Below are 22,909 nucleotides of genomic sequence, written 5' to 3'. Positions count from 1 at the left end.
AGATCTACACACACTAAAACAAATTCCGACAGCCCTGCGAATAATTTAACAGTCAGACAGGCCCTAGGCCCTGTCGTCAAATTCCCGCCTGCCGGCCGACGCCTGGCACGCCCTCTCGCCGCACCGGGCGAAAGCCCAAGTACGTCCAGTATGAGGGCTTCCGCCCGGCACACCGAGAGCACGCACCAGACGCCGCCCGGCCCGCCCTACGGGCGGACGTCGGGAATTTGACGACAGGACCTAGAGCCCGTAGGTCCTGCCGATCACGTCCCGCTGGATCTCGCTCGTCCCGCCGTAGACGGTGGAGACGACCGCGGCGCGCAGATGGCGTTCCATGTCGTACTCGGTGGCGTAGCCGTAGCCGCCCATCATCTGCATGCCTTCCAGGGCCGCCCGCTTGGCGGTCTCGGTGGCCTTGAGCTTGGCCATGGACGCCTCGCGCGAGAACCGCCGCTCCGGCTCGGCGTCGCAGTCCAGGGCCACCTCGCGCACCAGCAGCCGGGTGCACTCGATCTCCGTGGCGAGGTCGGAGATCCGGTGGCGCAGGGCCTGGAACGAGCCGACGGGACGGCCGAACTGCTCACGCTCGCGTACGTATCCGACGGCGTCGTCGAACGCGCGGCGGGCCAGGCCGAGCATGGAGGCGGCCAGGAAGAGCCGCTCGTGGTCGAGGCCGGCCATCAGCTGCCGCCAGCCGTTGTCGACCTCCCCGACGACCGCGTCGGCGGGCAGCCGGACCCCGGCGAGGTGGACGTCGTTCACCTCGCGCCCGCCCATGGTCTCGATGCCCCGGATCTCCACGCCGGGTGTGTCGGCCGGGAGGTGGAACATGGTGAGCCCCGCGTGCTTGTCCCCGGAGGTCCGGGCCACGAGCAGGATGCTGTCGGCGATATGGGCGTTCGAGATCCAGGTCTTCTGACCGTCGATCACCCAGTCCCCGTCCGGGTCGCGTCGCGCGCGGCACGTGAGCGCCCCCACGTCGGAGCCGGCGCCCGGCTCGGACATCGCGATCGCGAGGACCCGGCCCCGCCCGACACCCGTGAGCACTTCCCGCTTCTGCCGTTCGGTGCCGAACCGTTCGTACGCCTTGGCGGTGATGACGCTGGTGACGAAACCGCCCGCCGGGACCATTCCGTACGACGTCTCCTCAAGGAACAGGCAGGCGTCGGCCACTCCGCCGCCCGAACCGCCGTACTCCTCGGGCAGACACACTCCGAGCCAGCCGAGTCCGGCGAGCCTGCCGTAGAGGCCGGGGTGGTGCCGGTCGAGGCCGCCCCCGGTCAGCTCGTCCCGCTGTTCACGCGTGCCGCACTCGCGTTTGGCGAAGTCGCGGACCGCCGCGACGAAGTCGGACTGTTCCGGGGTGAGTCGACTGCCCATGAGGTCCTCCGGGTTCCGGACGGTTACAAAGAGATGGTAGGTGTTTCACAGTCTCTTCGGTGGATCTCGGGCGGTATCGTGAGGAGCACCATGACGACTTCTGCGAACGACTCCCTGCTCGCCCGGGCCATCGCCCGCCCGGAGACGGAGGAAAAGGTGGCGCGGCGCATCCTGGACGCCGCGCTGGAACAGTTCACGACGTTCGGCCTGCGCCGCTCCTCCATGGACGACGTCGCCAAGCGGGCCGGGGTCTCCAGGGTCACGGTCTACCGCCGCTTCCAGACCAAGGACGGACTGGTCGAGGCCTGCCTGCTGCGCGAGGGCAGCAGGTTCTTCCAAACACTCGACACGGCGGTGGCGGGCCTGCCGACCATGCAGGAGCGGGTCGTCGAAGGCTTCGTGGTGGCCCTGCGGCACACCAGGGCACACCCGCTCTTCGGTGGCCTGCTGCGCCTCGAACCGGAGGTGGTGCTGCCCTATCTGACCGTCCAGGGAGGCCCTTCCCTGGAGGCCACCTGCGACTATCTGACGGCACATCTGCTCCGCGCCCAGCAGGTCGAAGGGCGTGGCGACTCCGACCCCCGGCCGGTCGCCGAACTCATGGTCCGTGTCGCCGTCTCCTTCCTGCTGAACCCGTCGAGCTGCATCGAGATGGAGGACGAGGACCAGGCCCGCGCCTTCGCCCGCCGCTATCTCGCCCCGCTCCTGGACGCCTGACGGCCCGCATCGCCCCGCATCGCCAGCGCCTTCCGGGCCGTCAGCGGTGCCGGTGCAGCCACTTCGCCGCCGCGACCGCGCGTTCCCGGGCAGCCGCGGGCGTGCTGAAGGAGGTCAGGTTCACCGGCGGGGCGAAGCGCTGCACGGTGACCGACTGGGGCGCGGTGAACGCCCGCAGCCCGTCCGCGCCGTGGATCCGTCCGAAGCCGGACTCCCCGGAGCCGCCGAACGGCAGGGCCGGGACACCGGCGAAGCCGAGCACGGAGTTGACGGACACCGCTCCGGCCCGCAGCCGCGCGGCGATCGCCGCACCGGCCCGCCGGTCACGGCTGAACACCGAGGCGGCCAGCGCGTAGGGCGAGGCATTGGCACGCCGCACCGCCTCGTCCGCACTCGCCACCGCGTTGATCGCCACGACCGGCCCGAAGGTCTCCTCGGTCATCGCCGGCGAGTCCTCCGGCACATCGGCCAGGACGACCGGCGTGACGAACGCCCCGGAGCCCGAGACCGAGACCGAGGCCGCGTCGCCCAGCAGGGCACGCGCACCGCCCGCCAGCGCCTGTTCCACATGCCGCCGGACCACGGCCGCCTGGGCGGGCATCGTCATCGGACCGTAGACGGCGTCCGGTACGGGACCGGCCCGGAGCGCACCGGCCCGCTCGACGACCTTGCGGCACAGCGGGTCGTACACCTCCCGTACGACGTAGACGCGTTCGACGCCCGCGCAGGTCTGTCCGGCGTTGCTCATCGCGCCCCACACGACTGCCTCGGCCGCCGCGTCGAGGTCCGCGTCGGCCGTGACGATCGTCGCGTCCTTGCCACCGCACTCGGCGAGGAACGGCGTCAGCGACCCCGCGCACACGGCCATGACCTTGCGCGCGGTCCCGGGGGACCCGGTGAACGCCACCTTGTCGACGCCCGAGCGGGCCAGCGCCTCACCCGTCGCCGCCGCGCCGGTCACGGTGGTGAGCAGACCGGCGTGCTCGGGCACCGCCGCGTCCAGGAGTTCGGCCAGCAGCGCGCCCGTACCGGGGGTGTGCTCGGACGGCTTGAACACCACGGCGTTGCCGGCGGCCAGCGCGTAGCCGATGGAACCCATGGGCGTGTAGAGGGGGTAGTTCCAGGGGCCGATCACCCCGATCACGCCGAGCGGCCGATGGACCACGGAGGCCCGCTGGTTGGCCGCCAGGAGACCACTTCGTACGCGCCGCCGTCGGAGCACGCGGTCGGCGTTGCGGGCCGCCCAGTTCAGGTGCTCCAGGGTGAGGACGACCTCCAGGACCGCGTCGCCGCGCGGCTTGCCCGTCTCCGCCGCGATCGTCTCCGCGACGGTGTCGAGCGAGGACGCGAGCCGGTGCTTCCACCGCAGCAGGTGTGCGCGGCGGTGCGCCGCGGGGAGCGCGGCCCAGCCGGCCGCGGCGGTCCGGGCCCGTTCCACGGCGCCGGCCACCTCCTCCGGACCGTGGACCGGGTGCTCGCCGACGGGATCGCCGGTGGCGGGGGAGCGGACGGTGAAGGTGGCGGGGCGGGGCGCCGCGTCCTGGTCCGTGCCGGTCATCGAAGCTCCTGGTGTGTGGGACCGCCACCGGCCGGTGGGGTGTGGTGTCCGTTCGCGCCGGAGGAGGGGTGGCTGCCGTTCTCGTCCGACAGTGGCCGCAGCGGCCTGGAGTGGGACCGGTGCGGCCCCAGGTCGTCCAGCGTCCAGCCGAAGGGGTACGTACGGGGCTTGGGCCGGTACGGGTGCCAGGCGGGCCGGGGCGGCAGCCGGCGTACCAGGGCGGCCCGGGCCCGTAACGCGCGGTGGGTGGCGGTCCGCACCCGGCGCGGCTGCGGCCGGAAGCCCAGTGCGGTGAGCAGCGGGTCGTCGAGCACGGCGAGGGAGGCGCGCGCCACCAACGGGCGCAGCCAGGTGGGGTACCAGTGGGTGACGACCCTCAACGTGGCTGCCGCGACCCGCCGGTTGGCCGGGTCGTAGGCGAACATCCGCTGCTCGTAGGAGTCGTGGAGGCGGGCGAAGTCCGCGTAGTCGCGGGGGAGTTCGGCTATGCCCATCATCTCGCCCAGGCGCCGCCCGACGAGTGCGAGACTCTCGGTCTCCTGCGGCGACAACGGCCGCCAGCCGAACCGGTCGATCCAGCGCTTGGGGCCGACGACGGTGGTGGCCAGGACGTAGAGGTAGTCCTCGTTGGCGATGCGGTAGCGGCCGTGGATGCGGTTGAGATGGCGGGCCGCGGCCCTGCCGTGCTCGGAGTCCATGCCGTCGCGCACGATCTCGTGGGCGATCAGTACGGTGTCGTCGTAGCGCTTCTGCCCGGAGCGCTCGAACTCCTGTGTGTGGTCCAGGAGTTGGGATATGCGGGGCACGCCGTAGTCGCGCAGGAAGGCGACCGAGACGCCCTGGAGGTAGTCCCAGGGGAACTCGTACGCGGTGATGAGGCGGAAGATCTCTTCGTAGTCCTGTTGCGGGTCCATCTGCTCGATGCGGTGGAGCCGGCTGTAGCGGCCCATGGGGAGTCCCTTTCGCAGGGCGCCTGGCGACGGTGAGTCGAAGATACAAAAACTATCGACTTGTTTCACGAGTCGCGTCAATACTCCCGACACGCCTACCGGGGCGACGCATCGCCCCGGCCGTGACGGTTCAGATCAGTCCGGCCCGTATCGCATAGGACACGGCGTGCGCGCGGTTGCGGGTCCGGGTGCGCTTCATGGCCCCGTACAGGATGTATCGCACCGTGCGTTCGGAGTAGGAGAGTTCGACCGCGATCTCGTCGCACTGCTTTCCCTCCGCGATGAGGCGCAGCACGTCCACCTCACGCGAGGTCAGCTTGGGTGCGTGCGCGGGCGTGGGAGCGCTCCCGTCGCTGCCCGCCACCGCCCGCACGGTCCGGGCGAAGACGTCCGGGCTGCAGAAGTCCCACCACACGACGGCGCGTACGCCCCGCTCCCGTGCCGCTGCCAGGTCGGCCCGCCACTGCTTGCCCACGACCACCAGGAAGCGTGCGTCGGGTTCGTCGCTCAGGCGGGGGAGCAGGTCCAGCGCGGAGGAGTCCGCCACCTCCATGGCGACCACGATCGCGTCGGCCTCACGGGTCCTGTCCCGCGGCAGCTCGTGCAGACGCGGGTCGAGGGCGACGAAGCCGGCCAGCCCGGCACGTACCAAGGGCGCGGGCGCGTGGATCGCCACGCGCACGGACTCGGTGAGTACCTGCTGGGGCATGGGCCCTCCCGCCTCGCGCCTGTGGTCGCCCATGAGGAATGCGGTCGTCCAGATGGTTCCGGGGCTGATGCTGCCACCTGCGGAGATCGGACAGCCGTACCGAAGGCCCCCTCACCCACAACCGAGGGAAACCTGGCGCGAGTACCCGGTGCGGGACAGCACCGCGCAAGGCGGCTCAGCCGGAGGCGCGCAAGAACTTCCTGTACGGAACGGCAAGGTTCGCGAGGACGGCTTCACCGGGGGAGCCGGCCGCACGACGATGGGGTGAGAGCGCGTTCCGACGCACTCCGGTTGCCGGAGCGTGCGTGCGGGATGCCGTGCGGCCCGTGACCACTCCTGGCCGCTTTGGGCAACTCCCGGCAGCACCCCGCAAGTTCCGGCACTTCTAGCAACAAAGGTAGCCCCATGATCGTGTCCCTTGTCCTGTTCGTGGTGCTCGGCCTGGCGCTGCTCGGGGCCGCCGCCGTACTCACCCGGCGGAAACTCGGTTCCTCCTCCGGACAGGCCCGTACCGCGGGGCCGGGCGCCGACCGGAAGGTGCTGGAGGCCGTCGCCCTGGGTCTGCAGGCCCTGGCCGAGGGGCGCGCACAGGACGCACGCCGACTGCCCGAGGTGCAGACGGTCGTCCACTCGGGACAGCGGCTCACCGTGCAGCTCGCACACGCCGACGGGGCGGCACCCTCACCGTGGACGTCGGACGTCTCGGGCAAGGAGTGGTCGGTGGACCCGGCGAGCCTGCGGGCGACCGGCACCTCCGGTGGCAGACCCACGCATCCGTACTCCCTGACCGTCACCCTCGGCCTGTACAGGGGAGAGCGGGTACTCGTGGACCTCGCGAAACTGTCGGGGCCGATCGCCCTGACAGGTGACGACCACGAGGTGCTGCGGCTGGCGCAGGCCGTCATCACCGAAGTCGTCTCGGGACCGGTCGGGCATCTCGCCACGGTCGTCCTGGTGGGTTCGGCGACCACCCCTCCGGTGACCGACGGACTGGGCGCGCGGTCGGCCCGGCTGTACCCCGCGGCCACCCGCGAGGAGGCCCTGGCCCACAAGGAGGCCCCGGGGCGCGAGAACGCCGGGAGGTCCGGAGGGGTGCCGGCCGGCGGAACGCACACCCGCCGGCTCTTCGTGGTCACCGCCGCCCAGTTCCGCGACGAGAGATGGGTCGACGCGCCGCTGCGCGAGACCGACGCGCTGCTGGTCCTCGGCTGGATCACCGACGCGGAATGGCACATCGCGGTGAACACGGACGGCTCCCTGGACACCGGCCGCCTGGGTGTCCTGGTCGACACCCACACGGCTCGCTTCTCCTGACCCGTCCGACCCGTCCGACCCGTCCGAACGGTTCGACCCGTCCGACCTTTTCGATCCTCCCGACCCGGCGGTCACCGGGCGGTGCCGGGCACACCGTCCGGCACCAGGCCGCGGTCGGCGAGGCTGCCGTCCAGCCAGGCCGCGGCCAGTTCCGCCCGGGAACGGCACCCGGTGCGTTGGAACAGCTGCGTCAGCCGCCGCTCCACGGTCTTCTCGCTCGACGCCAGCCGCGCCGCGATCTGCCGGTTGGTCGCCCCGTCGCTGACCAGCACGGTCAGCCGGACGTCCGCCTCGCTCAACCGGTCCCTGGCCGGCCGCAGTCTCGGCAGTACGAGACTCCGCCGCCGCGCCATGTGCCCCAGCGTCGTACGGGTGGCGCGCCCGATCCCCAGCGACTGCGCGAGGTACGAGGCCTCGGCCAGCCGCCGGTCGGAGTCGTCGCCGATCTCCACCAGGCACAGCCGGCAGAGCAGGCCCAGGTACACATCACCCCGCTGGTCCACCGACCGCAGGGCGGCCAGCGCGCCGTCCACCTCTCCGTGCACCAGCCCCCGGCCCAGCAGCACGGTCTCGTGGGTCATGGCAGAGCCCACTTCCTCGTGCAGCGCCTCCATCTCGTCCAGCGTCCGGTGCATGGCCCGCGGCATGCCCTCCAGCAGGGCGTACGACAGATATCGCAGCAGCACCTTCTCGATGCCCGACAGCAGACCGTCCCGGCGGGCCCGCCGTACGTCCTCGCGGGCTCCCTCCAATGCCTCCGCCGCCTGGCCCGACCAGTACCGCAGGCTCATCCTGGCCCAGGCCACGAGCGGGTGGGTCACGCCGTCGGGAATCAGCTCCAGCCAGGCCCGGGCGTGCCCCAACTCCCCGCGTGCGCCGTGAATTTCGGCCGCCAGCGCGCGGGCGCACTGTGCGGCGCCGGCCTGCGTGCCACGGGTCCTGCTGCGTGCCTCGATCCGGCGGGCGGCCGAGAGGGCCCGGTCCCAGTCGCCGTCCAGATAGGAGCGGACCATGGCGTGGTACCGCGCGGCGGTGCTGTCCCCCGACCCCGTGTACCGATCGCCGAGCACGGCCGCCAGGGCGTCCGCGAGGTCCGCATGGGTGGCCGCGTGCCGCAGCCGGTCCATGGTGTGCGCGCTGTTCGCCTCCGGCGGCAGGGCGCTCGACGTCTCCAGCAGCTCGGCACGTCCACCCGAGGCGGCGGCCAGCAGCCGTAGTTCGGCGGGCGAGGGGAGCGGCCCGGTTCCGGACCGGTGGCCGGTGGTGACCGGGTGGCGCACAGTCGGGCCGGCCCCGTCCTCCGGCAGGTGTGCGACCCGGCCGGCGCCCCGTCCGATCCCGTACGGACCGGTCAGCGCCGTGAATCCCTCCACGGCGGCCAGGTGTTCCGGAACACCGCTGTCCTGGGTGCCGGAGTCGTCGGCGTTCGGCAGCCGGTGTTCGTGCAGTGCCGCCAGCGCCCACACTTCGGTGACGTACACCAGACGATCCCGGTCTCGATCCGCGTCGAGACAGGCGAGCAGTGGTGCGCCCAGTGCCAGCGCACCGGGGTGGTCGGCGTGGCGCAGGCTCAGTTCGGCGGACTCGTACAGCACCTCGGGCGTCCTGCGGTCGTACGGGGTCAGGCGGCCCAGGGCCGAGGCGTAGGCGCGGACCGACCGCGGCCAGTCGGATCGGGCGTCCGTACGGGCCGCCGCCAGCAGTACGTCCACCGCGAGCGCGTCGTCCAACTCGGCCCCGGCGGCGGTCACATGGTCGGCGAGACGGGGATATCCGCCCCCCGCCGTCTCCGCGCCGAGCCGGTCGCTCAGTGATCTGGTGATGAGGGCGTGCAACGACGACACGTCGTGGTGGGTGGGCAGGGCGCGCAGTGCCGCGGCGAGCGCAGGGACGGCGAAGGACGCCCGGCCGTCCTCGTCCACGGTCACGATTCCGTCCCCGACCAGCGGTGTCAGGGCCCGGTCGACGAGGCCGGCCCGCCGGGGGCCTCCCGGCTTCAGCCGGTGCAGATCGTCGAACCGTATTTCGGCGTGTTCCAGGGCGCGGGCGACGGCGGCGGCCGCGTCCAGGTCGGCGGCGTCCGGGGGTTCGCCGGGCCAGCAGAGCCGCGTCAGGCGTGCCGTGTCCGTGGTGAGCCGCAGTGCCTGTTCCGGTTCGGTCAGACAGACATGGCCGCCGAGTTCGAGGAGGCCGCCGTGCGTGTCCATCGAGTCCAGCACCGACAGTACGGCCTCGGGGGTGCCCGCCATCGGGCCCAGCGCGCGCAGCACCGCCGTCACCAGTGCCGGCTCGACCGGGCGGCCGAGCCCGCGCACCATCAGGGCTTCGACGTCGGCGGGACGCAGCGGCGGCAGTTCGAGCAACCGGTCTGCCGCCGAGGCCAGTTGGGAGGCTCCGCCGTCCCTCGGGGGTACCGGTCGGCCGGCCATCACCATCGGCACTCCGGCCGGGCGGAAGACACGTACGAGCAGGCTCAGGGCGGCGGCCGTGGCCGACGGCAGGCGCTCGACGTCGTCGATCACCAGCGCGAATGGGGTGTCGCGGGCGGTGTCCGTGAGTGTCTCGCTCAGTGCGGCGAGCTGACTCAACTCCCCGTAAGCCCCGGCGGGTTGGCGCGAGGTGCGGCGGGCGCCGCTGACGCGGACCGTGTTCCGGCGGTGGGGGACCTTGGCGAGCGCGCCGTGGACGGCGTCGGACAGGGCGGGGGCGCCGGGTGTGCTCCCGCTGTCGTGACAGCGCAGCCGCAGGACCTTGGCGCCCTCCTCGACGGCCGCCCGCCGGGCGTGTTCCAGGACGGCGGTCTTGCCCGTCCCGGCGGCGCCTACGACCAGCAGGACGCGTGCCGGGCCACCGGTGGACAGCAGGGTCCGGGTCACCTCCCGGATCTCGCCGTCCCTGCCTATGACAGGTCCGCCGTCGTGCACGCCCACGCCTCCTGATCCGGTCCTCGCCGGACGGAAACGACCAGCGGAAACGACCACATGTAAAGGGCCTCCGGCACATGACCATAATGGCTGTCGCCGGCCGGAGGCCCGGACGAAGGGCCGGCCGACGGCGCTCTCCGAACGTGGGTCACCGCCCGCCCGGCACCTGTCGTCGAGGAGAGCGCGGTGGACCATGACTGCCCCGTCCGGAACCCCCTGGCTGCTGCACGGGGGTACGGCCGTGAGCCTGGACCGTACCGCCGGTCGACCGGTCGGCCGCGAAGGGCAGGTGGACGAGGTCCATGGCCGACTGGGCGATCCGGACGGGCCGCGCCTGGTGCTCGTCCGCGGTGAACGGGGCATCGGGCGAAGCGAGTTCGTGCACGCGGTCGGTGAACTGCTCCGCGCGCAGGGGAAGGCCGTGCTCACCGTGGGCTGCGTACCCGGCGACGACGTACGGCCGTTCCTGCTGGCGCTGCGGTTGGTGATGGCGTTGGAAGAGCACCGCCCGGCCGCGGCACACCAACGGTCCACGCGGCCGGCCGTCGAGGCCCTGCGGGCGGCCGAACAGCGCGACGGGACGGCCATGGCGGGACTGCTGCGCGCCGCCCTCACGCAACCCGGGCCCGCGGCCGCGACCGGGCCCGCCCCCGTACCCGCGCCCGCCTCCGCCCCCGTACCCGCGCCCGTGGTCGTGGTGGTGGACGACCTCCAGTACGCCGACGCCGGCTCGCTGGCCGTGCTCCGGGAGACCGACTTCGCGCGAGTGCCGCACACCGTACGGCTGTTGGCCTCCGAAGTGGGACGCGGTGAGCCGAGAGCGACCGGGTGGGAGAGGGCCGACGGGACCCACACGGTCGTCCTGTCCCGGCTCGGACCGGAGGAGACCACCACCGTGGTGGCACGCCGGCTGCGGGCCACGCCCGACACGACGCTGGCCCGGCGGGTACGGGAACTCACCCTCGGGGTCCCCGGTGCGGTCGACGCGCTGCTCACCGGGTGGACGCGGCAGGGCGCGATCAGGGTGGCCGACGGCCACGCCTTCGTCGGTGCGCGCAGACCGACGCCGGTGCTGTCGGACAACGACCGGTTCATGACGGCGCTGGACGCCCTGGGCGAGCCGTGCCGCACGGTGGCCGGGGCCCTGAGCATCCTGTGGCCGCTCGGCGGCCGGGCCGCGCGGCTGATCGCGACGTCGACCGGCCTGCCCGCGAACACGGTGAGCGACGCGCTCCGCGCCCTGACCGACGCGGACATCACCGAACCCTTCCCGGCACCGGCCGACCCGGAATCCCCGGCCCGCGACGACGCCGCCGTCGCCGACGACGCTCCGGGGCCCGACGACACCACCCCGCCCTGCCGGTCCGGCCGGCGGTTCCGGTTGCCGGTCGTGGCGCACGCCGTTCGGGAGCGGCTCGGGCCGTTGGAGCGCAGCCGGTTGTCCGCCACCGCGGTGGAGGCGCTGTGGGCGGAGCAGGACGCGGTGAGCGCGGAGGGTACAGAGGACAGGGAAGACAGAGAGGACAGGGAGGACAGGGAGGGCACGGAGGGTGCCACCCCGTACCCGCGAAGACCCGCGCTCGTGGCCCTGCCGGACGAGGCGGACGCGGTGGCCTACCTCGCGGACCGCGTCGCGGAGGCCGGATCGCTCGTCGACCGCGACCGCGCGGTCGCCGAACTGACGGCCGCCGCGCGGAGACTGCACCCCGACTCCGAAGGCAGGGGAGTGCTCCGCTGGTGCCGGGCGGCCGGCCACCTCGTCGAGCGGCCCGCCGACCGGGTCGCGGCCCTGCACCGGTACGCCAAGGCCGCCTACAACGCAGGCGACCACCACACCGCCCGGACCATCGCGGAGTCGGTCCTGCGCAACCTGGCGGACGTCCTCGACCCCCGGGCGCTGCAGGACACCGCCAGCCTCTTCACGGCGGCGACGGCCAACGACCTGGACTGGCGGGCCCTGTCCCGGCTGGCCACGGCGCGATGGTGGGACGAGCTGCGGCTGCCCGAACTGGCCGCCGTGACCGGCCGGGCCCTCGCCCTGAGCCAGTTGGAGCGGTGGCAGGAGGCACTGGAGCTGCTGGCGCGGACCGAGCCCGTGTGGGCCACCGACGCCCATGCCCGGGCGAAGCCCGCCTACTTCCGGGCCGTGGCGGAACTGGCACTGGGCCGCCCTGAGCGCTTCCGTGAAGCACTGGCCTTCCCGGAGGCCCCGTACCTCGACACCGGCCATGTCCACGCCCTCGCCACCGCCATGTTCGACGAGCTGCTCAGCGGCCGTGACCTGCGCGCGGCCGAAGCCCTGCTGGACGCACAGGGACTGACGGCCGACCTGCTGGCCCCGCGCAGTCTGTTCCTGTGGCGCCATCTCCAGGGCCGCTGGGACGAGGCACTGCAGTCGGCCCGCTGGATGCTGGCGAACAACCAGACGAGCACCCCCGCGGCGGACAGCCATCTGATCCCGGCGCGGACCGCCGCCGTCCTGCTGGCCCGGGGCCGCCCCACGAGCGCCCGCCGTCTCCTCGACAGCGTGCGGGGGGACGCCGCGCACGGTCACGGGGAGGGCCCGCTGGAGTACTCCCTGGACGCCGTCGAGGCGGAGCTGCTGCGGGCCCTCGGCGATCCGGCCGGTGCCGAGAAGGTACTGCGCCGAGGCCTGGACGCGGCAGCGGTCCGCGGCCAGATCGCCGGCACCGACGAACTGTGGGCCGCACTCGCCGAGACGCACGCGGAGGAAGGACGCGGGGCTGAGGCGGCGGCCTGCCTGCGACACCTGCGACTGATCTCCGACCGCACGGGTGACGCGAGGACACGACTGAGATATCTGCTCGCGTCGGCCCACGTCCAGCGACGCCACGGCCCCGACCCGTTCGGCACGGTCCACGACAACCTGCGCGAGGCCCTGGAGCTGGCCCGCTCCCGCCGTCAGCCGTACGAGACCGCGGTGACCCTCGTCGCCGCCGCGGACGCGGGCACCGGCCCGCCCGCCCTGCTGCACGAGGCGTACGAACTGTTCGGCGAGACCGGCGCCGCCCTGCCGCGCTTCCACACCAGGACCGCCATGCGCGAGGCCGGAACCACCGTCCCCGGGCGCCGACAGGCCACCGCCGAGAACGAACAGCTGCTCGCGACCCTGATCGCAGAAGGACTCACCAACCGGCAGATCGCCACGGTGCTGCGGCTCAGCGAGGACGCGGTCGCCAACCGCCTCACCCGCCTCTTCGCCCGCACCGGGCTGCGGTCCCGCACCGAGGTGGTCACCGCCGTGCTCACCAACTACCGCGTCCACCGGGGAGCGGCCGAACAGAACTGAGTACGGCCCGAGCGGGGCTGACGACGGCCCGAGCAGGGCCCGCGTACGCACCGAGCCGGGACCGAACGGCGATTGTTAGCCTTGCGTGTGATCGGATACCCCATACCCGCCCGGACCGCGCGCCGCCGGACCCCGCGATGAACGCCGTCGCCTCCTCGCCCCTCGGCGCCGCGACCACCCTCGCCGAACTCACCCGGGATCCCCACGCCCGCCTGGCGCTCCTGCGTGCGCACGAGCCCGTGTCCTGGCTGCCCGAGCTGGACGGCTGGCTGGTGACCCGCCGGGACCTCGCGATGAGCGTGATGCGGGACGCCGAGACCTTCACGGTCGACGACCCCAGGTTCTCCACCGCGCAGGTCGTCGGGCCGAGCATGCTGTCCCTGGACGGTGGCCCGCACGCCCGCCACCGTGAGCCCTTCACCGCCCCCTTCCGTCCCCGGGCGGTGCATGACGGCTTCGCCTCGTTCATCGAGGGGGAGAGCGACCGGCTCATCACCGCACTGGCACCGGCCGGTACCGCCGACCTGCGACGCGCCTTCGCCGGTCCGCTCGCGGTCGCCGTCGTCACCGAGGCGCTCGGGCTGGTCGGCACGAGCACCGCCACGGTCCTGTCCTGGTACGACTCCATCGTGGCGGCGGTCTCGGACATCACCGCCGGACAGGCGGCCGGTCCCGCCGGCACCGCGGCCTACGCACAGCTGCGGGCAGCCGTGGAGGCCACCGTCGCCGACCGGGACGCGGCCTCGCTCCTCGTCTCCGCCGCCGGACGGCTGACCCCGGCCGAGGTGGCGTCCAACGCCGCGGTCCTGATGTTCGGCGGCATCGAGACCACCGAGGGCATGATCACCAACGCGCTGCTGCATCTGCTGAACCACCCCGAGCAGCTCGCCCTCGTCCGCGCCGACCCCGACCTGCTGGACGGCGCGATCGAGGAGTCGCTGCGCCTCGAACCGGGTGCGGCCGTCGTGGACCGCTACGCCATCCGCGACACCGTCCTCGGTCCGGTCACCGTCCGCCGCGGCGACCTGGTCACCGTCTCCCTGGCCGGAGCCAACCGCGACCCCGACGTCTTCCCCGACCCCGACAGGTTCGACGTCCGCCGCGAGAACGCGCGGCTCCAGCTGGCCTTCGCCCACGGCCCGCACTACTGCCTCGCCGCCCATCTCGCCCGCCTGGAGACCCGTATCGCCCTGAGGCAGCTGCTCGAACGTCTCCCCGCCCTGCGCCTCGACCCCGCCCACCCCACCGCCCCGTACGGTCTCGTCTTCCGCAAGCCGCTCGGCCTCCAGGTGCTCTGGGGCAGCCAGGACTGACCGGCCGTCACCGCGACCGGCCGCCGTCCCCGCTGGTCAGCGGAGTGCGATCGTCCGCCGAAGTCGTGAGGCCGACCCTCCCGCGGTGCATTGCGGCCCGCCCGGAACGGTCCGATGGTGTACGCACGTGCCGGGCTGTGAGGAGGACGGGCGATGACAACTGACAGCGGTGTACCGGACGTCGAGCGGCGGCGGCTGGCCGAGGCCGACGAGGGGGTGGCGCCCTGGCGGCGCTGGGGGCCGTATCTGAGCGAGCGGCAGTGGGGGACGGTCCGCGAGGACTACAGCCCCGACGGGGAGGCCTGGGCGTACTTCACCCACGACCAGGCGCGCTCGCGCGCCTACCGGTGGGGCGAGGACGGGATCGCCGGTGTCAGCGACGACAAGCAGCGGCTGTGCTTCGCCCTGGCCCTGTGGAACGGCCGCGACCCGATCCTCAAGGAGCGGATGTTCGGCCTGACCAACAGCGAGGGCAATCACGGCGAGGACGTCAAGGAGTACTACTTCTACCTCGACAGCACCCCCACCCACTCGTACATGAAGTTCCTCTACAAGTACCCGCAGGGGGAGTTCCCCTACGGCGATCTCGTCGCCACCAACCGGGCCCGGGGCCGCAAGGACTTCGAGTACGAGCTGCTGGACACCGGTGTCTTCGACGCGGACCGCTACTTCGACGTGTTCGTCGAGTACGCGAAGGCGGGCCCGGAGGATCTGCTGGTCGAGATCACCGCGCACAACCGCGGCCCGGACGAGGCCCCGCTCCATCTGCTGCCGACGCTCTGGTTCCGGCACACCTGGTCCTGGGCCGGTGGCACCGCCGTACCGGCTCTGCGGCGGGTGCCCGGCGGAATCCGCGCGGACCACGAGGAGTTGGGCGCCCGCCGGCTGTACTGCGAGAGCGACGCCCAGGCGCTGTTCACCGGGAACGAGACCAACGACGAGCGCGTCTTCGGCAGTCCGAACCCCACCCCGTACGTCAAGGACGGCATCGGCCGTCACGTCGTCCACGGCGACCCGGCGGCCGTCGACCCCGCCGGGACGGGCACCAAGGCGGCCCTGCACAGCGTGCACACCGTGCCCGGCGGCGGGAGCGCCCGCATCCGCCTGCGGCTGACGGACGCCACCGAACTCACCGATCCCTGGAGCGAGTTCGACCAGGTGATGGCGGACCGCCGGGCCGAGGCCGACACCTTCTACGGCGGGGTCGTCCCGGACGGGACGAGCGAGGACGAGCGGCGGCTGGTCCGCCAGGCACTGGCCGGGATGCTGTGGAGCAAGCAGTACTACCACCTCGACGTCGAGCGCTGGCTGGCCGAGCACGGCGTCGACCCGCTCGGCGCCGACCCCCGCCTGCGCAACAGCGCCTGGTACCACATGGTCAACGACGAGATCATGTCGATGCCGGACACCTGGGAGTACCCGTGGTTCGCGGCCTGGGACCTCGCCTTCCACACCCTCGCCCTCGCGATGGTCGACATCGGGTTCGCCAAGGGCCAGCTGGACCTGCTCCTGCGCCGCCTCTATCTGCACCCCAACGGCCAGATCCCCGCGTACGAATGGAACTTCGGCGACGTCAACCCGCCGGTGCACGCCTGGGCGACCCTCTTCGTCTACGAGCTGGAGAAGCAGCGCACCGGACACGGCGACCGCGCCTTCCTGGAGAACGCCTTCCTCAAGCTGATGAAGAACTTCACCTGGTGGCTCAACCGCAAGGACGTCGACGGCAACAACGTCTTCCAGGGCGGCTTCCTCGGCCTCGACAACATCGGTGTCTTCGACCGCAGCGCGCCCCTGCCGACGGGCGGCCGGCTCGACCAGGCCGACGGCACCGCCTGGATGGCGCTGTACTGCCAGAACCTCCTGGAGATCGCCATCGAACTGGCCGTCGACAACCCGGTGTACGTGGAACAGGCGCAGACCCTGTTCGAGCACTTCGCGTGGATCGCGGTCGCCACGAACCGCCTCGGCAGGGACAACGAGAGCCTGTGGGACGAGGAGGACGGCTTCTTCTACGACGTCCTGCGGCTGCCCGACGGCGAGGCGGTCCGGCTCAGGGTGCGCTCCCTGGTCGGGCTGATCCCGCTCGCAGCCACCAGCGTGGTCGGCGGCTGGGCCGACCAGCGCTTCCCCGAACTGGTCGCGGGGGCCAAGGAGTTCATCGATCGGCACCCCGCCGTGCAGGCCGTGGTGTCCGCACAGCGGACCGCGGGCCCCGGTGTGCGCGGACGGCACCTGTTCGCCCTGTTCGGCCCCGACCGACTCCGGCGCGTCCTGGCCCGCATGCTCGACGAGAAGGAGTTCCTCGGCCCGTACGGCATCCGCTCGCTCTCCCGCCACCACGCCGAGCACCCGTACAGCTTCCAGGTCGGGGGGCAGACGTACGGTGTCGGCTATCTGCCCGCCGAGTCCGACTCGGGCATGTTCGGCGGCAACTCCAACTGGCGCGGCCCGGTGTGGTTCCCGGTCAACATCCTGCTGATCCGGGCCCTGTTGAACCTGCACGCGTATCACGGTGAGGAGTTCACCGTGGAGTGCCCGACCGGCTCGGGACGGCGGATGAACCTCTACGAGGTCGCCCGTGAGATCTCCGGCCGGCTCACCGCGACGTTCCTGCGCGGCCCCGACGGCCATCGCCCGGTGCACGGCGCCCAGGCCAAGTTCGCCAAGGACCCGCACTGGAAGGATCTGCTGCTGTTCTACGAGTACTTCCACGGCGACGACGGGGCGGGCCTCGGCGCGTCCCACCAGACCGGCTGGACCGGTCTGGCCGCGGTCACCGCGACCCTGTTCCACCAGGTGGGCTCCGAGGACTGGGGCGCCCTGCGCGAGGAACCCCTGTCCTGAGTCCCTTGCCCTGGGAACGGCGGGAACCGGGCCTCACCGGCGGCCCGGTGCCCCCGCGCGCAGCCCGTCCATGACGAAGTCCAGGAGACGGGCCGCGCGCGGCTGCCAGTCGCCGTGGGGGTCGAGCTGCCAGAGCCCTGCGATGGCGAGCAGGAAGTCGTCCTCGGTCACCCCGGGGCGGATGGTGCCCGCCTCCTCGTTCGTGCGCAGCAGCAGCAGCGCGGCGGACGCCACCGGAGTGGGTTCCGGTTTCGCCGGGCCGCCGGGCGCGCTGGTGGCCTGCCGGATCGCGTCCGCCAGACCCGCCTTGGTCATGGCGAACCGGGCCAGGTGGTCCATCCACTCGCGCAGCGCCCGCTCCGGCTCGTGGGTGTGCAGCAGCTCGCACGCCGCGTCGGCGACCTGCTGCATCTCGTGGCGGTAGATCTCCAGGACGAGCGCCTCACGGTTGGGGAAATTGCGGTAGAACGTGCCCTGCCCGACGCCCGCCTTCTTGGCGATGACGCTGAGCGGGGCGTCCGCGCAGAGCGTCAGCTCGGCCACGGCCACTTCCAGGATGCGTTCGCGGTTGCGCTGCGCGTCCGAGCGCAGAGGTGCGTCCTTCTTGTGCCCCACGCGTCCTCCTCGCGGGTTCGTGGCCGAATCCCGTCCTTGCTAAGCGGACAGGTGTCCACTACGTTTTCTCGTGAGCGGACAACTGTCCGGTTAGGTACACCTTACCGGCGAGTCGTCCTGCCTGGACAGATGGCGGTGGTCGGCCGCGGTCCTGCCTGCTTGCATCATGCACGCTTCCGGCCCGCCACCGCCGCGCTGGGCGTCACCCCCCCCACCCGACACCACTCCCGGCCCTCGTTCCGACACCTCTTCGCGTCTCTTACGTCTATAGCGTTTTTCCGTTCTCTCTGCCTGCCGGACCGTCCCCGTGGGACGGCCCGGGAATGTGAAAGAAGGCTGATCATGGCCACAGCGCCCCCGTCGACGTACAGCGCCGTCACTTTGAACATCAACGGCGAGAAGCACACCCTGACCGTCGACCACCGCACCACCCTGCTCGACGCCCTGCGTGAACGCCTCGATATGACCGGCACCAAAAAGGGCTGTGACCAGGGGCAGTGCGGGGCGTGTACGGTCCTGATCGACAAACGCCGGGCCGTCGCCTGCCTGAGCCTGGCGGTGGCGGCCGAGGGCCGGGAGATCACCACCATCGAGGGCGTCGCCGAGGGCGACCAGCTGCACGCCGTACAGCAGGCCTTCCTCGACCTCGACGGCTACCAGTGCGGCTACTGCACACCTGGCCAGATCTGTTCCGCCGTCGCCGTCATCGAGGAGCACGCCGCCGGCTGGCCGAGCGCCGTCACCGACGACGTACGCCCCGAAGCGGGACCACCGCCCCTGACCCCCGACGAGATCCGCGAACGCATGAGCGGCAACCTGTGCCGCTGCGGCGCGTACGTGTCCATCGTCCAGGCGGTCGCCCGCGCGGCCGAGGCCGACGCCGCCGCACGAGCCGCCAGGGCCGAGCAGGGCACCGAGCACGAAGGGGCAGCGGCATGAAGGAGTTCGGATACCAGCGGGCCCTCGACGTCTCCGGCGCCCTCGCGCTGCTCGACGCCGACCCGGACGCCCGGTTCCTCGGCGGCGGCACCAACCTCGTCGACCTGATGAAGACCGGTGTCGAACGCCCCGGCCGGCTCGTCGACGTACGCGAGCTGCCGCTGGACCGCATCGAGCCGACCGAGGACGGCGGGCTGCGCATCGGCGCGACCGTCACCAACAGCGACCTCGCCGCGCACCCCGACGTGCGCCGCCGCTACCCGGCCCTGACCCAGGCGGTCCTCGCCGGCGCGTCCGGGCAGCTGCGCAACATGGCGACCGTCGGCGGGAACCTGCTGCAGCGCACCCGCTGCGGCTACTTCGCCGACGTGACCAAGCCGTGCAACAAGCGCGACCCCGGCAGCGGCTGCCCCGCCATCGAGGGCGAGCACCACAACCACGCCATCCTCGGCGCCTCCGACCACTGCGTGGCCACCCACCCCTCCGACCTCGGTGTGGCGCTGACGGCCTTCGACGCCGTCGTCACCTACGAGACGGCCGACGGACCGGGCGTCCTGCCCCTCACCGACTTCTACCTGCCGGTGGGCGACACCCCGCACCTGGAGACCGCACTGCCGCCGGGAGCACTGATCACCGGCGTCGTCCTGCCGCCCGCGCCGGTGGCGGCCAACTCCCGCTACCGCAAGGTGCGCGAGCGGGCCTCGTACGCCTTCGCGATCGGCTCGATCGCCGCCGCGCTCGACGTCCGGGACGGCGTCGTGCACGAGGTGCGCCTCGCCTTCGGGGCCGTCGCGTCCCGGCCGTGGCGCGCCCGCGCGGCCGAAGCCGCCCTGACCGGCGGACCGGTCGACGCCGCCGCCTTCGCCGCCGCCGCAGACGCCGAACTGGCGGCCGCCCGGCCGCTGCCGCACAACGGATACAAGGTGACACTCATGCGCAACCTCGTCGTCGCCGTACTGAGCGAACTCGCCGAGGAGGCCGCCCGATGACCACCACCACGACCGGAATCAGGGCGGTACCGGCCGTCGGCACCGCGCACACCCGTGTGGAGGGCCGCGACAAGGTCACCGGAGCGGCCCGCTACGCGGCCGAGATCCCCTTCACCGAACTGGCCCACGGCTGGCTCGTGCTGTCCACCGTCACCCGGGGCCGCGTCAGCTCGGTGGAGGACGGCCCGGTCCTCGACATGCCGGGCGTCCTCGCCGTCCTGCACCACGGGAACGCCCCGCGCGTCGACACCGACTACGTCGGCATGCTCGGCATGCCGCCGGACCCGACCATCGCCGTCTTCCAGCACGACCGGGTGCCGCACGCGGGCTGGCCGGTGGCGCTGGTCGTCGCCGAGACCTCCGAGCAGGCCAGGGAGGCCGCCGAGGCACTGGTGGTGCACTACGAGGAGGAGGCGCACGACGTCACCTTCGCCGCCGAGCACCCCGACGCGTACTCCATCCCCGGCCCCGGCGGCCCCGCGGTGACGGAGAAGGGCGACCTCGAAGCCGAACTGGCCGCGTCCGCCGTCGTCCTGGACGCCGAGTACACCACGCCCGAAGAGCACCACAACTCGATGGAGCCCCACGCGGCGACCGCCCTGTGGGACGGCGGCCGTCTTGAGGTCGTGGACTCCAACCAGGGCACGATCTGGGTCGCGGCCGAACTCGCCAGTCTCTTCTCGCTCGACCCGGCCTCGGTGCACGTGCGCTCCGAACACGTCGGCGGCGGCTTCGGCAGCAAGGGCGTCCGCGCCCACCAGGTCGCCGCGGTGATGGCCGCGACCGCCCTGTCGCGCCCCGTCCGGGTCGTCATGACCCGCCGCCAGATGTTCTCGCTCGCCGGCTACCGCAGCCCCACCACCCAGCGGGTCCGGCTCGGCGCGGATGCCGAGGGACGGCTGCGCGCGCTGGAGCACAGCTGCCTCAGCCTGACCTCGACCGTGCACGAGTTCATCGAGTCGGGCGCCGGTGTGGCCCGCGTGATGTACGACGCCCCCGCCCACCACACCGCCAACCGGGTCGTACGGCTCGACGTGCCGAGCCCGACCTTCATGCGCGCTCCCGGCGAGGCGCCCGGCTCGTTCGCGCTGGAGTCCGCCCTCGACGAACTCGCCGAGAAGCTCGGCATCGACCCGATCGAGCTGCGTACCCGCAACGAACCCGAGGTGGGTCCGGTCTCCGGGCTGCCGTTCAGCACGCGCAACCTGCCCGCCTGCTTCGAGGAGGGCGCCCGCCGGTTCGGCTGGGCCGACCGGGACCCGCGTCCGGGCGTGCGCCGGGAAGGCCGCTGGCTGATCGGCACCGGCACGGCGGCGGCCTCCTTCTTCGTGGGAGCGATGCCGTCCACGGCCGCCGCGACCGCGGAGGCCGACGGCACCTTCACCGTGCGCGTCAACGCCGCGGACATCGGAACGGGCGCCCGGACCGCGCTCACCCTGATCGCCGCCGACGCCCTCGAGGTGCCGACCGACCGGGTGCACGTGCGGATCGGCGACAGCGACTTCGGTCCGGCGATGATCGCCGGCGGGTCGATGGGCACCCGGTCCTGGGCCTGGGCGGTCACGGCCGCTGCCGCCGAACTGCGGGAGCGGCTCGCCCTGAGCGACGGCATCCCGCCGGAGGGCATCACCGTCCGCTCGGACACCACCGCCGCCGTCGGGGCCCTCGCGCAGAAGGAACGGCACTCCTTCGGGGCGCAGTTCGCCGAGGTCGCCGTGGACGTGGGCACCGGAGAGGTGCGCGTGCGCCGCATGCTCGGGATGTTCGCCGCCGGGCGGATCATCAACCCGCTCACGGCCCGCGGCCAGTTCACCGGCGGGATGATCTGGGGCATCTCCATGGCCCTGCACGAGGAGGCGGTCAGGGACCGGAACACCGGCGCCCTGTACGGCGCCGACCTCGCGGGCTACCACGTCGCCTCGAACGCCGACGTCCCCCTCGTCGAGGCGGACTGGGTCGACGACCCGGACCCGGACGACCCGGTCGGGATCAAGGGCATCGGCGAGATCGGCATCGTGGGCGCCGCGGCGGCGATCGCCAACGCGGTCTGGCACGCGACCGGTGTACGCCACCGGAACCTGCCGATCCGGCCGGACCGTGTCATCACGGCGGGTCCGCATGTTTGACATCGCCGACGAGCTGACCCGCTGGGTCGAGGAGGGCCGTGAGTTCGCCGTGGCCACCGTGGTGGCCGTCGGCGGCAGCGCACCGCGCGGTCCCGGTGCGGCCCTCGCCGTCGACAGCGAGGGCACGGTCATCGGCTCGGTCTCCGGCGGCTGCGTGGAAGGAGCGGTGTACGACCTGTGCGTACAGGCGCTCCAGGACGGCGAGAGCGTCCTCGAACGGTTCGGCTACAGCGACGAGGACGCCTTCGCGGTCGGTCTGACCTGCGGCGGGGTGCTCGACATCATGATCACGCCGGTCGCCGTACAGGCACCGGTCCGTGAGCTGTTCCGTTCGGCGCTGCTGTCCGTCACCGCGGGCGAACCCAGGGCGCTCGCTCGGGTCGTCCGGGGCCCGGCCGAACTCCTCGGCAGAGCCCTGCTGGTGCACCCCGACGGCTCGTACGAGGGGTCGTACGGCCATGGCTCCGCGGAGCTGGACCGGACGGCGGCGGCCGAGGCGCGGGCGATGCTGGACGGCGGACGCACCGGCACCCTCGACCTCTCGGAGGACGGCAGCAACTGCCCCGGCGGGCTCACCCTGCTCGTCGAGTCGAACGTGCCGCCGCCGCGCATGATCGTGTTCGGTGCGATCGACTTCGCCGCGGCGCTCGTACGGGCCGGCAAGTTCCTCGGCTACCACGTGACGGTGTGCGACGCCCGTCCCGTGTTCGCCACCCGGGCCCGCTTCCCCGAGGCCGACGACCTGGTCGTCGACTGGCCGCACCGCTATCTGCGGGGCACCGCCACCGACGGGCGCACGGTGCTGTGCGTGCTCACCCACGACGCCAAGTTCGACATCCCGCTGCTGGAGCAGGCGCTGCGGATGCCGGTCGCGTTCGTCGGGGCGATGGGCTCGCGCCGCACCCACGCGGACCGTGACCGGCGGCTGCGCGAAGTCGGCCTGACCGAGGCGGAGCTGGCACGGCTGCGGTCGCCGATCGGCCTCGACCTCGGCGCCCGTACGCCCGAGGAGACCGCCCTGTCCATCGCGGCGGAGATCGTCGCGGCCCGGCGCGGCGGAACGGGCGCGCCCCTCACGGGGACGCGCACCCCGATCCACCGCGACGGCGTGCAGCGGGACGCGACGGAGGCCGCGGAGGCCGCCTGAAGGCCATGCACCCGGGCCCGGCCCGCGCTAACCACGGCCCGGCCCCGGGGGCGGGTCACGGCACGAGAGACCCG

The 22,909-nt window shown here is 72.7% G+C and carries 15 protein-coding genes; 9 read left to right on the top strand and 6 right to left on the bottom strand.

Translation table 11 applies throughout. The features are described 5' to 3' along the window. Positions 1-240: 240 nt before the first annotated feature. Positions 241-1,380, bottom strand: a complete 1,140-nt coding sequence (locus ACFVH5_RS37560; RefSeq protein WP_385838177.1) for an acyl-CoA dehydrogenase family protein — start codon at positions 1,378-1,380, stop codon at positions 241-243. Positions 1,381-1,470: 90 nt separating this feature from the next. On the opposite strand from ACFVH5_RS37560, the gene ACFVH5_RS37555 reads away from it, so the two are divergent. Then, positions 1,471-2,097 carry a TetR/AcrR family transcriptional regulator gene (locus ACFVH5_RS37555; protein ID WP_384799391.1) on the top strand — a complete coding sequence of 209 codons (627 nt, stop codon included), beginning with the start codon at positions 1,471-1,473 and terminating at the stop codon, positions 2,095-2,097. Positions 2,098-2,137: 40 nt separating this feature from the next. Here the strand turns inward: ACFVH5_RS37555 and ACFVH5_RS37550 are convergent, their stop codons facing one another. From ACFVH5_RS37550 to ACFVH5_RS37540, 3 genes are all read right to left on the bottom strand, one after another. Beyond that, positions 2,138-3,655, bottom strand: a complete 1,518-nt coding sequence (locus ACFVH5_RS37550; RefSeq protein WP_385838175.1) for an aldehyde dehydrogenase family protein — start codon at positions 3,653-3,655, stop codon at positions 2,138-2,140. Further along, on the bottom strand, positions 3,652-4,605 hold the full coding sequence (locus ACFVH5_RS37545) for an oxygenase MpaB family protein (protein ID WP_385838174.1): 954 nt from the start codon (positions 4,603-4,605) through the stop codon (positions 3,652-3,654). The genes ACFVH5_RS37550 and ACFVH5_RS37545 overlap by 4 nt, the downstream gene beginning before the upstream one ends. A gap of 130 nt (positions 4,606-4,735) precedes the next feature. After that, positions 4,736-5,314, bottom strand: a complete 579-nt coding sequence (locus ACFVH5_RS37540) for a LuxR C-terminal-related transcriptional regulator (RefSeq protein ID WP_384799382.1) — start codon at positions 5,312-5,314, stop codon at positions 4,736-4,738. A 405-nt stretch (positions 5,315-5,719) separates the two neighbouring features. Between ACFVH5_RS37540 and ACFVH5_RS37535 the strand changes: the two genes are divergently transcribed. After that, positions 5,720-6,628 (top strand): hypothetical protein, encoded by a 909-nt coding sequence (locus ACFVH5_RS37535; protein WP_385838173.1) that lies wholly within the window; start codon positions 5,720-5,722, stop codon positions 6,626-6,628. A gap of 71 nt (positions 6,629-6,699) precedes the next feature. On the opposite strand, the gene ACFVH5_RS37530 is transcribed toward ACFVH5_RS37535, so the two are convergent. Next, a complete protein-coding gene (locus ACFVH5_RS37530) occupies positions 6,700-9,558 on the bottom strand; it encodes an AAA family ATPase (protein ID WP_385838172.1) in 2,859 nt (952 codons plus the stop codon). Positions 9,559-9,745: 187 nt separating this feature from the next. On the opposite strand from ACFVH5_RS37530, the gene ACFVH5_RS37525 reads away from it, so the two are divergent. From ACFVH5_RS37525 to ACFVH5_RS37515, 3 genes are all read left to right on the top strand, one after another. Next, the gene (locus ACFVH5_RS37525; protein ID WP_385838171.1) at positions 9,746-12,862 is read left to right on the top strand and encodes an AAA family ATPase; all 3,117 of its coding nucleotides are present in this window, start codon (positions 9,746-9,748) and stop codon (positions 12,860-12,862) included. Positions 12,863-12,999: 137 nt separating this feature from the next. After that, complete coding sequence (locus tag ACFVH5_RS37520; RefSeq protein ID WP_385838170.1) at positions 13,000-14,175, top strand: cytochrome P450; 1,176 nt, start codon at positions 13,000-13,002, stop codon at positions 14,173-14,175. Positions 14,176-14,328: 153 nt separating this feature from the next. Then, complete coding sequence (locus ACFVH5_RS37515) at positions 14,329-17,019, top strand: glucosidase (RefSeq protein WP_385838169.1); 2,691 nt, start codon at positions 14,329-14,331, stop codon at positions 17,017-17,019. 33 nt (positions 17,020-17,052) lie between these two features. On the opposite strand, the gene ACFVH5_RS37510 is transcribed toward ACFVH5_RS37515, so the two are convergent. After that, entirely contained in the window at positions 17,053-17,634 is a 582-nt protein-coding gene (locus ACFVH5_RS37510) for a TetR/AcrR family transcriptional regulator (protein WP_384799364.1), read from the bottom strand. A gap of 342 nt (positions 17,635-17,976) precedes the next feature. On the opposite strand from ACFVH5_RS37510, the gene ACFVH5_RS37505 reads away from it, so the two are divergent. From ACFVH5_RS37505 to ACFVH5_RS37490, 4 genes are read left to right on the top strand one after another with little or no spacing between them, the layout of a single operon-like run. After that, the gene (locus ACFVH5_RS37505) at positions 17,977-18,573 is read left to right on the top strand and encodes a 2Fe-2S iron-sulfur cluster-binding protein (RefSeq protein ID WP_385838167.1); all 597 of its coding nucleotides are present in this window, start codon (positions 17,977-17,979) and stop codon (positions 18,571-18,573) included. Continuing rightward, on the top strand, positions 18,570-19,562 hold the full coding sequence (locus ACFVH5_RS37500; RefSeq protein ID WP_385838166.1) for an FAD binding domain-containing protein: 993 nt from the start codon (positions 18,570-18,572) through the stop codon (positions 19,560-19,562). Before ACFVH5_RS37505 ends, ACFVH5_RS37500 begins: the two co-directional genes overlap by 4 nt. Further along, positions 19,559-21,688: a xanthine dehydrogenase family protein molybdopterin-binding subunit gene (locus ACFVH5_RS37495; RefSeq protein ID WP_385838165.1), complete on the top strand. Its 2,130-nt coding sequence runs from the start codon at positions 19,559-19,561 to the stop codon at positions 21,686-21,688. The genes ACFVH5_RS37500 and ACFVH5_RS37495 overlap by 4 nt, the downstream gene beginning before the upstream one ends. Continuing rightward, positions 21,681-22,835, top strand: a complete 1,155-nt coding sequence (locus ACFVH5_RS37490) for an XdhC family protein (RefSeq protein WP_385838164.1) — start codon at positions 21,681-21,683, stop codon at positions 22,833-22,835. The genes ACFVH5_RS37495 and ACFVH5_RS37490 overlap by 8 nt, the downstream gene beginning before the upstream one ends. The last annotated feature ends 74 nt before the right edge of the window (positions 22,836-22,909 follow it).

The sequence above is a fragment of the Streptomyces sp. NPDC127119 genome, from assembly GCF_042677425.1.
Taxonomy (GTDB): domain Bacteria; phylum Actinomycetota; class Actinomycetes; order Streptomycetales; family Streptomycetaceae; genus Streptomyces.
This window is presented reverse-complemented; position numbering and strand designations above follow the sequence as displayed.